General features: G+C 67.7%; 11 protein-coding genes. 2 read left to right on the plus strand and 9 right to left on the minus strand.

Annotated elements, in window-relative coordinates; genetic code table 11:
* Positions 1–193 precede the first annotated feature (193 nt).
* The 7 genes from ACZ5MJ_RS24935 to ACZ5MJ_RS24965 form a co-directional block, all read right to left on the minus strand.
* Complete coding sequence (locus ACZ5MJ_RS24935; protein ID WP_464226351.1) at positions 194–928, minus strand: DUF4088 family protein; 735 nt, start codon at positions 926–928, stop codon at positions 194–196.
* 10 nt (positions 929–938) lie between these two features.
* Positions 939–2,780 (minus strand): methyl-accepting chemotaxis protein, encoded by a 1,842-nt coding sequence (locus ACZ5MJ_RS24940; RefSeq protein ID WP_464226353.1) that lies wholly within the window; start codon positions 2,778–2,780, stop codon positions 939–941.
* A 282-nt stretch (positions 2,781–3,062) separates the two neighbouring features.
* On the minus strand, positions 3,063–4,712 hold the full coding sequence (locus tag ACZ5MJ_RS24945) for a methyl-accepting chemotaxis protein (protein ID WP_464226354.1): 1,650 nt from the start codon (positions 4,710–4,712) through the stop codon (positions 3,063–3,065).
* A 109-nt stretch (positions 4,713–4,821) separates the two neighbouring features.
* A complete protein-coding gene (locus ACZ5MJ_RS24950) occupies positions 4,822–5,298 on the minus strand; it encodes a chemotaxis protein CheW (RefSeq protein WP_078198976.1) in 477 nt (158 codons plus the stop codon).
* Positions 5,299–5,440: 142 nt separating this feature from the next.
* Positions 5,441–5,833 carry a response regulator gene (locus ACZ5MJ_RS24955; RefSeq protein WP_464226356.1) on the minus strand — a complete coding sequence of 131 codons (393 nt, stop codon included), beginning with the start codon at positions 5,831–5,833 and terminating at the stop codon, positions 5,441–5,443.
* 932 nt (positions 5,834–6,765) lie between these two features.
* A complete protein-coding gene (locus ACZ5MJ_RS24960) occupies positions 6,766–8,733 on the minus strand; it encodes a putative bifunctional diguanylate cyclase/phosphodiesterase (protein ID WP_464226357.1) in 1,968 nt (655 codons plus the stop codon).
* A 113-nt stretch (positions 8,734–8,846) separates the two neighbouring features.
* Positions 8,847–10,661, minus strand: coding sequence for a methyl-accepting chemotaxis protein (locus tag ACZ5MJ_RS24965; RefSeq protein WP_464226607.1), 1,815 nt, complete (start codon positions 10,659–10,661; stop codon positions 8,847–8,849).
* A 531-nt stretch (positions 10,662–11,192) separates the two neighbouring features.
* On the opposite strand from ACZ5MJ_RS24965, the gene ACZ5MJ_RS24970 reads away from it, so the two are divergent.
* Complete coding sequence (locus ACZ5MJ_RS24970) at positions 11,193–11,501, plus strand: H-NS histone family protein (RefSeq protein WP_464226359.1); 309 nt, start codon at positions 11,193–11,195, stop codon at positions 11,499–11,501.
* An 81-nt stretch (positions 11,502–11,582) separates the two neighbouring features.
* On the opposite strand, the gene galE is transcribed toward ACZ5MJ_RS24970, so the two are convergent.
* The gene (gene galE, locus ACZ5MJ_RS24975) at positions 11,583–12,602 is read right to left on the minus strand and encodes a UDP-glucose 4-epimerase GalE (RefSeq protein WP_464226361.1); all 1,020 of its coding nucleotides are present in this window, start codon (positions 12,600–12,602) and stop codon (positions 11,583–11,585) included.
* A gap of 161 nt (positions 12,603–12,763) precedes the next feature.
* Positions 12,764–13,786, minus strand: a complete 1,023-nt coding sequence (locus ACZ5MJ_RS24980; protein ID WP_464226362.1) for a tyrosine-type recombinase/integrase — start codon at positions 13,784–13,786, stop codon at positions 12,764–12,766.
* A 278-nt stretch (positions 13,787–14,064) separates the two neighbouring features.
* Here ACZ5MJ_RS24980 and ACZ5MJ_RS24985 point away from each other — a divergent pair, with 278 nt between their 5' ends.
* Complete coding sequence (locus tag ACZ5MJ_RS24985) at positions 14,065–14,442, plus strand: nuclear transport factor 2 family protein (RefSeq protein WP_078201330.1); 378 nt, start codon at positions 14,065–14,067, stop codon at positions 14,440–14,442.
* Positions 14,443–14,452 lie beyond the last annotated feature (10 nt).

Consider the following 14,452-nt stretch of genomic DNA (forward strand, 5'->3'; position numbering starts at 1 on the left):
TTGATCTTGCTCAAAGCAGTTCAGCAAACGTCATTTGCGTCCAACGCGCAGCAGTCACTTCTGGTAGCTTGCTGGATTCCTCTATTGACGAGGGCCGCGCGTAGTGCTTGCTGCACACACGCGCACCAGGAGGGGTACGAAATCCGGCGCGCACATCAGCGCCTGGTCCAGCGCCGCAGCGGCCCTCCATGACTCAATGTCCGAACATCCGCCGCAGCCATGCCGCCAGCCGGGCGAACACATCGTCAGGCGCTTCGCGAAACAAGGCCGGGCGGACGCGCTCCACTTGCTCCAGCACGCGCGACGCCTCTTCCGGCAGCACCGATCCGTACTCCAGCGCCAGCCCCAGCATGCCGCGCAGCTCGCCCACGCGCGCGCGGCCGGTGGCGTCGTCGTCCTCGGTCTGCAGCGCGTACATCAGGTCATAGGACCGCTGGCGCAGGCTTTCGGCCAGGCGCCATGCCGGCGTGCGCATGCGCTCTTCCAGCACGCGCATGTCTTCGGCCGATGCCGCCACCTGCGTGGCCAGGGCATCGGTAAAGGCCGTATCGGCGCCGCACTCGGCCAGCACCTGCGCGGCCCATTCGCGCGCATGGGCCGCGCGCTGCTCGGCGGTCCAGCCAGGCTGGACCGCCAGCCCGAAGCCAAAGCGCTGGGCGTCGCGCATCAGCGCCGCCAGCGCGTTGGGCAACTGCTTGTCGAACACGCGGCGCGCCCAGCCGTATTCGCCCCCGGACAGCAGCCGCGAGACCGCGCGCTCAGTGAGCGGGCTGTCATGCTGCAGCAGCCGCGCGCGCAGGAAGTCGTTGAAGTCAGGCGGCAGGAACTCGCGGTCCAGGCCGGTCGAGACCCCGATGAACTGGTCGAACTCCTTGCGCAGCCTGGCCGCATCGTCTTGCGGCAGCGCCAGGGTGATATCGGTCGTCATGGCATTGGGGTCAGAACGCGCTCCAGTCGCCGTTGTCGGCGGCTGCGAGCGCGGGCCGCGGCGTCCTGGCCGGCGTCAGCCGCGCCGGCCGCTCGGCGGCGGGCTCGGCCGCATCGCGCGGGGCTTCGGGGTCCGCTGCCCGGGCCGCCGGCAATGCCTTGGCGGCAGGCTTGGCCGACGCGATGGCACGCACCGCGCCTGCCGTGCGGGCGACCTTGGCCGGCACCGGCGCCGCAACGGCCGCCGGCAATACGTCGAAGCGCTCCGCGCGCGCATCCTCGGCCGCCAGGCGGAACGTTGCCACGGCGGACTGCAGGCGGCCGGCCTGCTCTTCCAGCGCGCCCGCGGCGGCAGCGGCCTCTTCCACCAGCGCCGCGTTCTGCTGCGTGACCTCGTCCATCTGCGCCACGGCCTGGTTGACCTGCTCGATGCCCGAGCTCTGCTCGGCCGATGCCGCGCTGATCTCGCCCATGATGTCGGTCACGCGCTTGACCGCCTGCACGATCTCGTCCATGGTCTTGCCCGCCTGGCCCACCAGCGCCGAGCCGTTGTCCACGCGCTCCACCGTGTCGCCGATCAGGCCCTTGATCTCCTTGGCCGCATTGGCGCTGCGCTGCGCCAGGCTGCGCACCTCGCCCGCCACCACCGCGAAGCCCCGGCCCTGCTCGCCGGCGCGCGCCGCTTCCACCGCCGCGTTCAGCGCCAGGATGTTGGTCTGGAACGCAATCCCTTCGATCACGCCGATGATGTCGACAATCTTCTTCGACGCATCGTTGATCTCGTCCATGGTCTGCACCACGCGGCCCACCACTTCGCCGCCGCGCAGCGCCGTCTCCGACGCGTTCGCCGCCAGCCCGCTGGCCTGGCGCGCGTTGTCCGCGTTCTGGCGCACCGTGCTGGTCAGCTCCTCCATGCTCGAAGCGGTCTGCTCCAGCGACGCCGCCTGCTGCTCCGTGCGCTGCGACAGGTCGTTGTTGCCCGCGGCAATTTCACGCGAAGCGCTGCCGATCGATTCGGCCGACGCCTTGAAATCGCGCACCATGCGCGACAGCTGCTGCTGCATCTGCTGCATAGCAAAGACCAGGCTGCGCTTGTCGCCCGCGCGCGTCTTCACCGGCGACGAGAAATCGCCCTCGGCAATGCGTGCGGCGATCGCCACCGCGTAGCCGGGCTCGCCGCCAAGCTGGCGCGACAGCGCACGCGCCAGCAGCACGCCCAGCAGCACCGACAGCGCCAGCCCGCCCAGCACCAGGCCCAGCATCCACAGGCGCGATGCGTCGTAAACGCTGCGCGCTTCTTCCATGTTGCTGCGGGCACGATCGTCGCGGCGCTTGACCATCCGGGACATCAACGCTTCCAGCGTATGGCTGTCCTTGAGCAGCTCGGCGCTCTCGGAGAACACCTGGCTTTCGAACTGCGAGGTATCCAGCGGCTGCTTGCCGACCAGCTCGACGTACTTCTCCATGCGCGCGCGGAAGGCCGGCGACAGTTCCTGGTACTGCTTGACCAGGGCCTTGCCCTCCGGCTGCTCGAACGCGCCCGCCACCTGGCGGATGCGCTCGTCCATGGTGCCGAGCGACTTCACGATCTGGTCCTTCTCGGCCGACCGCTCGCCCATGGTCGATGCCGACAGCAGCCCGATCTGCGCGCGGCTGGCATAGACCAGGTTGATGTTGGCGTCCTGCACGGCCTTCAGCGCCTGCAGGTCATCGTTGTAGATCTTGCCGGTCCAGTCCGCCATGCGCCCCATGTTGACGACGCCCAGCAGCCCCATCACGGCGCCGATCACGGCAACGACCAGGAATCCGGCAACCAGCCTGGTCGTGACGCGCAATTGATTGAACCAATGCATAGCAACTCCCCCTTGTAACTGAAGCCTCGGGCGCGGCATGCCGCACCCTTCTGTACGCATGCAGGGCGGTGCTCCGCGCCTGCCTTCGCCTTCTGATTCGAATTGGCCTGATGCCGCGGCCTAGTGTCCTGTTCCGTAGATAGCTTGCCAAAATGAAATCGTCCAGTTGGTCGTCAGGCTAGGCGCGAGGAGGCGCCATAGCCGTAGCTATGGCAACGACGAGCAACGACGCATGGCGGCCAACTGGGCGATTTCATGGCAAGGTATTTGCGGAACAGGACACTAGGCCCGTGCCAGCGGCCGCACGGCATCGCCGCGCACGTGCGCGGGCTGGCGCTGCGGCCGCACCTCGGCCTGCATGCTGACGCGGAAGGTGGCGATGGCATCGCGCAGCCGCATCGCCTGCTCTTCCAGCGAGCCCGCGGCGGCCGCGGCCTCTTCCACCAGCGCCGCGTTCTGCTGCGTGACCTCGTCCATCTGCGCCACGGCCTGGTTGACCTGCTCGATGCCCGAGCTCTGCTCGGCCGATGCCGCGCTGATCTCGCCCATGATGTCGGTCACGTGCTTGACCGCCTGCACGATCTCGTCCATGGTCTTGCCCGCCTGGCCCACCAGCGCCGAGCCGTTGTCCACGCGCTCCACCGTGTCGCCGATCAGGCCCTTGATCTCCTTGGCCGCATTGGCGCTGCGCTGCGCCAGGCTGCGCACCTCGCCCGCCACCACCGCGAAGCCCCGGCCCTGCTCGCCGGCGCGCGCCGCTTCCACCGCCGCGTTCAGCGCCAGGATGTTGGTCTGGAACGCAATCCCTTCGATCACGCCGATGATGTCGACAATCTTCTTCGACGCATCGTTGATCTCGTCCATGGTCTGCACCACGCGGCCCACCACTTCGCCGCCGCGCAGCGCCGTCTCCGACGCGTTCGCCGCCAGCCCGCTGGCCTGGCGCGCGTTGTCCGCGTTCTGGCGCACCGTGCTGGTCAGCTCCTCCATGCTCGAAGCGGTCTGCTCCAGCGACGCCGCCTGCTGCTCCGTGCGCTGCGACAGGTCGTTGTTGCCCGCGGCCACCTGGTGCGTTGCCGTCGAAATGCTGGCCATACCTTCCTGGATCTCATGCACCACCGACAGCAGGCTGCGCTGCATGGTCTGCATGGCCTGCGCCAGCGCACCGATCTCGTCCGCGCTGCGGTGCTCGAAGCGCGTGGTCAGGTCGCCCGCGCCCATGCGCAGCGCAAAGTCCAGCATGTCGCCCACCGGCCGGTTCACGCGCGCCAGCAGCAGGGTGCCGGCCGTGAACGACGAGGCCAGCGCCAGCGCAAAGCCACCCCACAGCCACGGGCGCAGCGCGGCCGCGCCTGCTCCGCCCAGTGCTTCCACCGCCACGAGCGCGGCCAGGAACCACACCAGCCCGCCAGCCTGCGCCCACAGGATGCGGCGCTTCAGGTTCAGGCGCAGCAGGCCCTGCACCAGGCCGCGCAGCCCGGTGCGCACCACGGCGCCGTGGCGGATCGCCAGCCCGTCGGCGCGGCCGGCCCGGAATCGTGCATAGGCCGCGCCGGCGGCTTCCACCTGCTCGCGCGTCGCCATCGAGCGCACCGAGGTATAGCCGACCACGCGGCCATCGACGCGCGTTGGCGTCACAGTCGCACTGACCCAGTAGAAGTCGCCGTCCTTGCGGCGGTTCTTGACCAGGCCCATCCAGGTGCGGCCGGCCTGCAGGTCCTGCCACAGGTCGGCAAACGCTTCGGGCGGCATGTCGGGGTGGCGCACCAGGTTATGCGGCGCGCCCAGCAGTTCCTCGGCCGCAAAGCCGCTGGCCTCGATAAAGGCGCGGTTGGCAAAGGTGATACGGCCCTTGAGGTCCGTGCGCGAGATCAGGTAATCCGATGGGGAGAGCTTGTACTCGCGCTGCGTAACGGGTTGGTTGTTTCGCATCAATGACAATACTGCGTGCCCGTGGCGCGGCAATGTGCGCGGCACCCGGGCGGGGTTCGGTCCGGCAGGCATGGTGCGCCCACCGGACGGTGTTGGCGTGGCCGCGGAATCAGGACACCGCTTCCAGCGCGGCCAGTTCTTCGGTGTTGAGCAGCTTCTCGATGTCGACCAGGATCAGCATGCGTTGCTCGACCGAGCCCAGCCCGCGGATATAGTCCGTCGCCACCTCGCCTGTGAAGTGCGGCGTGGGCTTGATCTGCGCGGCGGTCAGCGTCAGCACGTCGGAGACGCCGTCCACCACGATGCCGGTGGTGCGGTCGTTCAGGTCGACGATGATCACGACCGTGTACTGGTCGTAGCTGACATTCGGCTGGCGGAACTTGATGCGCAGGTCGATGATCGGGACGATGATGCCGCGCAGGTTGATCACGCCCTTGATGTAGTCCGGTGCGTTGGCAATCTGGGTGACCGACTCGTAGCCGCGGATCTCCTGCACCTTCAGGATATCGACGCCGTATTCCTCCCGGCCCAGCGTAAAGGCCAGGAACTCCTCTACCGTGCCGTCTGCCTTGTCGATGTGCTTCATCGTCTAGCCCCCCAAATTTGGCTCATGCTGATTTGCTGGCGCTGCAGCGGCCGAGGGCCGCTGGCTGGCACCGGGGCATGACCTCGCCCACCAGTGTTTACGGCAGGAATTGGCGTGACTGAAGGGCGACGCCGGGCCCTGCCTACCCTTCCGAGGTAGGGGGCGCCGGCGGCAGCAGCGCGGTCACGGCCTGCATCAGCTCGTCCGGATCGAAAGGCTTGGGCAGGAAGCCCGACGCGCCCGCCGCGCGGGCCTGTTCGCGGATGCTGCCGTCCTGCTCGGTGGTCAGCATCAGGATGGGAATGCGCGCATAGCGCTCGTTGGCGCGCAGGCTGCGGATCAGCGTGAGGCCATCCATGCCGGGCATGACCTGGTCCGTCACCAGCATGCCGAAGCTGGAGCCGGCGGCCAGCGCGTGCGCCTGGTCGCCGTCGGCGGCCTCGGTCACTTCGAACCCTCCCGCGCGCAGGCAGGCGCCGATCATGCGGCGTAGCGAGGGGGAATCGTCGACAACGAGGATGCTGGGCGATGACATGGGCGCCTCCGGTTTGCAGGAACTTGGTTGGTCCGCCTGGGAGATGGACAGCATGGGTGGCGCGGCCGGCGACGGACAGGGCGGCGCGGGGCTGCGACGGCTGTGCGGGCGGGCTGCCAGAGGGGGTTATCGGCAGGGTTGGGGGAGACTTTATGGGGGGAAACGGGGGGTGAGGGTTGGAGGTTGTGTCGGTCGGGTTTGATGTTGTCGTAGGTTTAACCGCCTGGTTCCGCCCTGCTGGGCGGGTCACTTTTTGTCCGAGCGACAAAAAGTAACCAAAAAACGCGTCGCCTCTGGCGGCTGGCCACCAATTCCACGGTGTTGGTGGTTCGAGCGGTGGTGATTTCCGTTCGGTGGAGTAGGTAGTTCAGGCCTGCTACGCTCCCGGGATGTGCCTTGCGTCCAGGGACTATTGGACGAACCCGACTTTAGGCCGTTGGCAGCCTGCTAACGAGGTTATCGGTAGGACGCCTACGGCTGCGCTGCGCGCACTCAGTATCGCAGGTCGGGGGCTCGGGCACGGAGTGCGTCGCTGCGCTCGCACGGCGTTGTCGCGGATGATGCCGGGCCAAAGGAAAAAATCAGGACGTGGCCGCTGGTTCTGCCACGTTAGGACGTGCGCGCAGCGCAGCCGAAGGCGTCCGACCGACGCCGTGGTTAGGAGGCTGCCAATAGCCTAAAGTCGGGTTCGTCCAATAGTCCGTGGAAGCAGGCACAGACAGGGTGCGTAGCAGGGTCGAACCACCAACCCCATCGACTGGAAATCACCGCCGCTCGAACCACCAACACCGTGGAATTGGTGGCCAGCCGCCTGAGGCGACGCGTTTTTTGGTTACTTTTTGTCGCTCGGACAAAAAGTGACCCGCCCAGCAGGGCGGAACCAGGCGGCAAAACCTACGACAACATCAAACCCGACCGAAATACCCAAGCCATCACCCCTCCCCCCGCTCCCCCAATGCCTCAGCAAAACTCACAGCATCCAACGGCAGCGACAGCAGATAGCCCTGCACCTCATCACACCCCATTTCATTAAGGATCTCCAACTGCGAAGCCGACTCCACGCCCTCGGCCACCACCTTCATGCGCAGCTCATGCGCCAGGGCCACCATCGAACCGACGATGGCGCGGCCCTGCGCATCGGTATCGAGCCCGCCGATCAGCGTGCGGTCGATCTTGAGCGTGCCCACGCGCAGGCGCTTGAGGTAGCCCAGGCTGGAATAGCCGCTGCCGAAATCGTCCAGCGCCACCTGGATGCCGAGCGACTGCAGCTCGGCCAGCGTCTCCAGCGACTTGCCGATGTCCTTCATCGCCGCGGTCTCGGTGATCTCCAGCGTGATCGCCGACGGCGGGATGTCGTGCTGGTGGATCTGCTCCAGCAGGTATTGCGGGAAATTGCGGCTGGCAAAGCGCAGCCCCGAGACATTGATCGCCACCGGCACGGTCGGCACGCCGGCGTCGCGCCACTGGCGCACCTGGCGGCAGACGCTGGTCAGCACCCAGTCGTCGAGCTTGTCGATCTGGCCCGACTGCTCGGCCACGGCGATGAACTCGGCGGGGCTGACCTGGCCCAGCGCGGGATGGCGCCAGCGGCATAGCGCCTCGGCGCCAACCACGGTGCGGCGGCGTGCGTCGTACTTGGGCTGGAACTGCAGCGACAGCGTATCGTCCTGGATGGCCAGCCACAGGTCGCGCCGGATCACGCGGGTACGGCGCGCGCGTTCGCCGGCGGCGCTGTTGAACAGGCGCACCTGGTTCGAGCCGCTCTCGCGGGCTTCGGCCAGGCTGACGCGGGCGGCCTGCATCAGGGCTTCCGAGGTCTGCGCGTCGCGCGGATAGATGGCGATGCCGATATTCACGCCGATCTGCATCTGCAGGCCGCGCGCGGCAATGAATTCCGCCAGCGAGCCCAGCATGCGCGAACCCAGCTCCTGCGCCCGGCCATGGTGGACCAGTTCGGGCACGCCCACGGCAAACTCGTCGCGCGCCAGCCGCGCCAGGAAGTCGTGCGGCTCCAGCACGGCCTGCGCCAGTGCGCCGGCGTCCTGGGCCAGGATGTCGTCGGCGCGGATCTCGAAGACCTCGTCGACCTCGCGGTAATCGGCAATATGGATCAGCAGCACGGCGCAGCCGGTCTCGGCCAGCCGTGCCTGCGCCATCGCCTGGTCCAGCCAGCGGCCGAACGCCACGCGGTCAGGCATCACCGTCGCCACGCTGTACTCGCCGACCGTGCCCTGCCCGCGCGCGGCGGCGCGCACGGTCAGGCGGCCCGGGCGGCCGGGGATGCGGGCGCCGCGCCGCGGCAGCCGCGGCTCGGCGGTGCGGTGCTGGCCGGGCAGCTCGTCGGTAAAGTCGTCGGCCAGGCCGGAGTCGGCGCGCGCCGGCAGCCAGCCGCGCGACTGCGCGCGGTGGACGGCGAACAGCAACGCGCACAGCGCGGTCAGCCCACCCGCCAGCCAGGCAGGGTGCGGCAGGCCGGCGGCATTGAGGCAATCGCGCGCGCTGACCGTGCCGGGACCGCACGACCGGCCCAGATGGGTGCCGGCGGCGGCCACCAGCCCGGCGCCGGCCACGACCGCCGTGATCGCCGCGCCGCGCCACAGCCGCGTGCCCTGGCGCAGCCACTGCACCAGCAGCTTGGCCGCCGTGGTGGCCGCCGCCGCGGCGGCAAAGCTCGCCACCAGCTCTGCCGAGTCGTTGACGGCCGGCACGCCGCCCGACAGCGCCACCACCAGCACAGGGAGGCCGATTGTCAGTTGCGACAGCAGCGCGGCTGACCAGGTCAGTACACGCAGCGCGCGGCCGCCGGCTGACTGGTCCGCGCGCCCGGCGCGAATGCCGAGGGCGGCGGCCACGCCCAGCAGGGCAGCCAGCAGCAACAGGACGGGACTCAGGGCAATCATTAGGCTGCGCGATGATGAAAAGGATGCGCGAAGAAGGTCAGGACGCAGGACAAACCCCGCATCATGGCATCTTGCAGTCGCCGTGTGAACAAGACAATGACTCGAACGTTGGGTTAGAACGCGCTCCAGTCGTCATCGGCCCCGGCTGCGGCCAGTGCCGGACGGAGCGCCTGCCTGGTTGCCGACCCCGCTGCGGCTGGGCGAACCCTGCCGGCACGCGGTGCGGCGGGGGCCGCGGGCAACGGCACGACGGCCGCCTTCACCGGGCTGCGCACCGGCATGGCGCGAGCTGCGCGGCCAGCGACCGCGGCGGCGGTCCTGGCCGGTGCCGCAGTTGCCACCACGGTTGCCGCCATCGCCGGAACGGCTCCCACGCCCGAGCCGACGGTAAACACCGAGACCACGTTCTTGAGCTTCTGCGCCTGTTCTTCCAGCGCACCGGCAGCGGCGGCAGCCTCTTCGACCAGGGCGGCGTTCTGCTGCGTCACCTCGTCCATCTGGGTCACGGCCTGGTTGACCTGCTCGATGCCGCTGGTCTGCTCCTGCGACGCGGCGCCGATCTCGTTCATGATGTCCGTCACGCGGCGCACGGCCTGGACGATCTCGCCCATGGTCTGGCCGGCTTCGGCCACCAGCCGGGTGCCGCTCTCCACGCGCTGGCCCGACTCGCTGATCAGCGCCTCGATCTCCTTGGCGGCCGAGGCCGAGCGCTGCGCGAGGCTGCGCACCTCGCCCGCCACCACGGCAAAGCCGCGCCCCTGCTCGCCGGCGCGCGCGGCTTCCACCGCGGCATTGAGCGCCAGGATATTGGTCTGGAAGGCAATGCCCTCGATCACGCTGATGATTTCCACCACCTTGCGCGAGGCGCCGTTGATCTCGTTCATGGTATCGACCACGCGGCCCACCACGTCGCCGCCCTTGAGCGCGATCTGCGAGGCCTCGCTCGCCAGCACGCCGGCCTGGCGCGCGTTGTCCGCGTTCTGGCGCACCACCGTGGTCAGCTCTTCCATGCTGGCGGCGGTCTGCTCCAGCGACGAGGCCTGTTCCTCGGTACGCTGCGACAAGTCCAGGTTGCCGGTCGAAATCTGCTGCGTGGCCGACGCCATCGACTCGGCACCGGTGCGCACTTCGGCAACGATGCCCGCCAGGCTCGACTGCATCGCGGCCAGCGCCTGCATCATGCGGCCGATCTCGTTCTTCGAGATGCTGGTGATGCGCGAGGTCAGGTCGCCGCGGGCGATGCGCTCAAAGACGGCCAGTGCCTCCTGCACCGGCGTGACGATGGCGCGGCTCAGCATGAACGTACACAGCGCGGCGACCGCCAGGCCCAGCGCGATCAGCGCGATCGACAGCATGCGGGTGCGGGCGAAGCCGGCCTGCGAAGCATCGAAGTTGGCCTGCGCGGCCGTCATCTGGAAGTTCTGCAACTTCTCGTGCGCACTCGACATGCTGCGCTGCAAGTCAGGCAGCACCGTCTTCGCCACCCGCACGGCCTCTTCCTGGTTGCCCGCCAGCGAGGCCGCCTGCAACGGCAACACGCCCCGCTCCATGAAGGCCTGGCGCTGCTTGCCCAGTTCCGTGGCGAGCGCCTGTTCCTCGGCATTCTGCGGCAGGCTCATATAGCGCTTCCACGCAACCTCCGAGGCCTCCACAAACACCTTGGAACGGTCCACGCTGACCTTGGGATCTTCCTGCTCGCCCTGCATCACATTGCGGTCCAGCGCCAGGCGCATGCGCGTGGTGGCCAGCATCGCGTCGCTGAGTGCAACGGTGGAGGCAAGCTGGTTGGCGTAGGTCTCCTTGAGTGCGTCATTGCTCTGCGAGATGCCGTACAGGCCGGCGCCGCCGACCAGCAGCAGCAGCAGCGACAGCAATCCCATGGCACCCCGTAACAGGGTCTTGATCTGCATGTTGTTGTGCAAGGACATATGAAAGAAGACTTTGGCAATCCGCGGGACACACCCCTTGCCCCGGTCCGGCAGGATCAGCACCGACATGACCCGCCCTGCCCGGATAACGGCGCGTCACCCTCTTCCTTGAGCAACCGCAACGGCGGGCGCCACAAATTAACCGGCGACAGCCGCCATGTCGGATATACGCCACGCGCGCACCATGGTATGAGGGGAAACCCTTTTACCGATTAGCCGTGCCGATTATGCGATTCGATTTCCGGGCAACAGCATCGACGGCACCGCTGGTTTGAGTAAGTCCGCACCAATTATGGGCCTGCCGCCTGTTGTAGCCGGCCAGCCCCGACCGCCGCCAAATCCGCCGGCGACCGGAGGCGACACCAAAAGTTCACACAATTACCGGATCCAAGAATTTTCGCAAAAACTGGTCCGGATAACGCCGCCAGGATTTGCAGCGGGCCGCGACCTCGTTATAATTGTTTTCAGCATTTTCACCCCCGCATATCAGCGCACCCCTGCGCAATTCACCCACCGGAAACCGAGGACGCAATGGCGACGTATCAGGAAATCGTTCAGAAAATCAGCGAACTGCAGAAGCAAGCCGAGGAAATCAAGGCGCGTGAACAATCCGCCGTGATCGCGGATATTCGTGAGAAAATCGAGCAATATGGCCTGACCGCGGAAGACCTCGGTTTTGGTGCCAAGGTACCGGCCGGCAAGAAGGCCGCCAATCGCAAGGTGCCGGTGCGCTATCGCGACAGCGCCGGCAATACCTGGACCGGCCGTGGCAAGCGTCCGGGCTGGCTGACCCAGGCCCTGGCCCAGGGTAAATCGGTCGAGGACTTCCTGATCCGCTGAAGCGCGCGATCCGGTAAACGGCAAAACGCCACGGAATGCATCTGTGGCGTTTTTCATTTGCGGTACCGGTGAGCCCGGCCGTCAGGCCTCAAACCCCTGCGGATTCATCGACTGCCAGCGCCACGAGTCCTGGCACATGCGCTCGATATCATATTGCGCGCGCCAGCCCAGCAGCTGGTTGGCCAGCGCCGGATCGGCATAGCAGGCGGCGATATCGCCCGGGCGCCGCGCCACGATTTCATGCGGCACCGGCCTGCCGCTGGCACGCTGGTAGGCCTGTATCACTTCCAGCACGCTGTAGCCACGGCCCGTGCCCAGGTTCACGGTCAGGCCCCGGCCCTGCTCGCGCAGATAGTCCAGCGCCGCCAGGTGGCCGTCGGCCAGGTCGCAGACATGGATATAGTCGCGCACGCCGGTACCGTCCACCGTCGGGTAGTCGCCGCCAAAAACCATCAGTTTTTCGCGGCGCCCGCCCGCCACCTGCGCCACATACGGCATCAGGTTGTTGGGAATACCGCGCGGATCTTCGCCGATCAGCCCGCTCTCATGCGCGCCGACCGGATTGAAATAACGCAGGTAGGCAATACGCCATTCCGGATCCGATTTTTCCAGGTCGCGCAGGATTTGCTCGCCCATCAGCTTGGTCTGGCCATACGGATTGGTGGCCGACAACGGGAAATCCTCCAGGATCGGCACGGTATGCGGATTGCCATAAACCGTGGCCGAGGAACTGAACACCAGTTGTTTCACCCCGGCCGCGCCCATTGCCGCGCAGACCGTCAGCAAGCCATCCAGGTTGTTGCTGTAATACGCCAGCGGCTGGCTCACGGATTCGCCCACGGCCTTGAGTGCGGCAAAATGAATCACCGCACTGATGCGGTGCTCGGTAAAGAGCCGGTCGAGCAGCGCGCGGTCGCGCACGTCGCCTTGCACAAAATGCGGGGCCTGGCCGGTAATGGTGGCCAGCCGGTCGACCACCGCCGGACTGCTGTTGCACAGATTATCCAGGCCGATCACGTGATAGCCGGCATTGAGCAGCGCAACCCAGGTATGCGAAGCGATATAGCCGGTGGCACCGGTCAGGAGCAAGGTTTCAGGCATGAAAGAAGGCGTCGTGGATTCGGTTCAGCGATTAAAGGGCGGGGCCCGGCCGGTTCGGTTTCGGCAAACAGTGTAAACACCTCTTGCCGCCCCGCCGGCCGCGCGGAGCTGCCTATTATCCACGATGTGCCGCAGCGGCCGGCCAGATGGCACGTGTGGCGTCAGGGGCGCACGGCCACCGCCTCGGCCACCAGCCCCGCCCGCTGCTGCCAGGCTTCATAGGCGGCGCGCAGCCGCCAGCCCGATTCCAGGTCGCGCATGCCCAAGCACTGGGCCACCTCGGCCGGTGCCGTGCCGGCATCGAAATGCATGGCGGCGCAGGTATTGCGCAGCGTCTGCGGTGACGCCCGCTCGCTGCGCCCGGCCAGCACGCCGGCCTCGTCCAGCAGGATCTCCACGCGCCGGTAGACCGACGCGGCATGCATCGGCCGCCCCGCCGGCATTGCCGGGAACACCAGGCTGCCAAGCGTGCCCGACGCTTCGCGCAGCGCCAGCCAGGCTCGCAGCGGCGCATGGGCCAGCGGGAACAGCGGCACGGTGTAGGCCCGGCCGTTGTCCGTGCGCACCATGCGCAGTGCCATCCGGCCGGGAGCGCCGTCCTCGATCACATCGACCCGCAGTGCCCGGGCTTCCGCGACCTTCACCCCGCCGCCCAGCAGCACGGCCAGCAACGCCGCGTCGCGCGCGCGCTTCCATTGCGTGGGCGACGCCGCGCCGCCCGCAGCCCCCGCCGGCAGACCGGCGGGGCCGAGGATGCGTGCCACCAGCAGGTCACGCTCGCCGGGCAGCAGGAACGCGGTGGGATCGTTCTCGCCCTCGGCCAGGTGGGCGCGCACCGCCTGGCTGCCGGGGTTGTGCATGCCCTCGCGCAGCCGGGAAAGGTGGTGGAAGACCCGTTCGATCAGCCGCGTATAGCGATAGCGGTGCGATTTGTGCAGCTGCTGCGCGTCCAGGAACTCGCCGATCTGCTCGGCCGACCAGCTCAGCGGCGGCAGGCCGCGTTCGGCCGACCAGCGCAGCAGCTTGCCCCACATGGCGCGGTAGACCACGCTGGTGCCGTGGCGAAAGCCATGCTGCGCCAGCCAGCCGTCGAACGCGCGCTCCGGGTGGTCGCGCCAGGCGGCCAGGTCGGCATCGAACAAGGCCGCCTGTTCAAGATGGGCGGCGCTGGGCTTAGTGATCACTGACTCTCCTGCGTTGGGCCGGCGGCCCCGGGGGGCAATCCCGCCTATTGTAGACAACGCGTCACTGCGCGGCAGGTGGGAGCGGGCATGCCTTGCATGGTGCCGCGGAGCGTGCTACCTTTCGACTCATTATGCAACTGGTTGCATAGAGCGAGATACGAAAGATTCGAGATAACCAGACCAGACGCCCGCGCACCGACGCCCGCCCAGGAGACCCCGTGACCACCACCGCCAACCTGATTCCCGCCGCCCAGGCGTCGCTCGACGCCTGGCACCACATGATCGCCACGCATTCCATGGCCGGGCTCGATGCCATCGTGGCCGATGAGGTGGTGTTCCGCTCGCCGGTCGCGCACACGCCATATCCCGGCCGCGCCGCGATCGCGCTGGTGCTGACCACGGTGAACCAGGTGTTCCAGGACTTCCGCTATCACCGCAGCTTTGTCAGCGACGACGGCCATAGCGTGGTGCTGGAATTCAGCGCCGCGGTGGATGGCAAGGCCCTCAAGGGCATCGACATGATCCGCTTCGACGACGCCGGCCGTATTGCCGAGTTCGAAGTCATGGTGCGCCCGCGCTCCGGCCTGGAGGCGCTGGCCGCCGCCATGGGCGCGCGCCTGGCCAGCCAGAAGGACGTGCTGACCGGCGCGGCCTGAGGCCCGCTTC

The sequence above is a fragment of the Cupriavidus sp. LA-1 genome, from assembly GCF_055385985.1.

Coding starts and splice junctions, on each gene's coding strand:
- ACZ5MJ_RS24945 (WP_464226354.1), bottom strand. CDS start 4,712: ATGCGAAACAACCAACCCGTTACGCAGCGCGAGTACAAGCTCTCCCCA.
- ACZ5MJ_RS24985 (WP_078201330.1), top strand. CDS start 14,065: ATGATCGCCACGCATTCCATGGCCGGGCTCGATGCCATCGTGGCCGAT.
- ACZ5MJ_RS24965 (WP_464226607.1), bottom strand. CDS start 10,661: ATGTCCTTGCACAACAACATGCAGATCAAGACCCTGTTACGGGGTGCC.
- ACZ5MJ_RS24950 (WP_078198976.1), bottom strand. CDS start 5,298: ATGAAGCACATCGACAAGGCAGACGGCACGGTAGAGGAGTTCCTGGCC.
- galE (WP_464226361.1), bottom strand. CDS start 12,602: ATGCCTGAAACCTTGCTCCTGACCGGTGCCACCGGCTATATCGCTTCG.
- ACZ5MJ_RS24960 (WP_464226357.1), bottom strand. CDS start 8,733: ATGATTGCCCTGAGTCCCGTCCTGTTGCTGCTGGCTGCCCTGCTGGGC.
- ACZ5MJ_RS24970 (WP_464226359.1), top strand. CDS start 11,193: ATGGCGACGTATCAGGAAATCGTTCAGAAAATCAGCGAACTGCAGAAG.
- ACZ5MJ_RS24940 (WP_464226353.1), bottom strand. CDS start 2,780: ATGCATTGGTTCAATCAATTGCGCGTCACGACCAGGCTGGTTGCCGGA.
- ACZ5MJ_RS24935 (WP_464226351.1), bottom strand. CDS start 928: ATGACGACCGATATCACCCTGGCGCTGCCGCAAGACGATGCGGCCAGG.
- ACZ5MJ_RS24955 (WP_464226356.1), bottom strand. CDS start 5,833: ATGTCATCGCCCAGCATCCTCGTTGTCGACGATTCCCCCTCGCTACGC.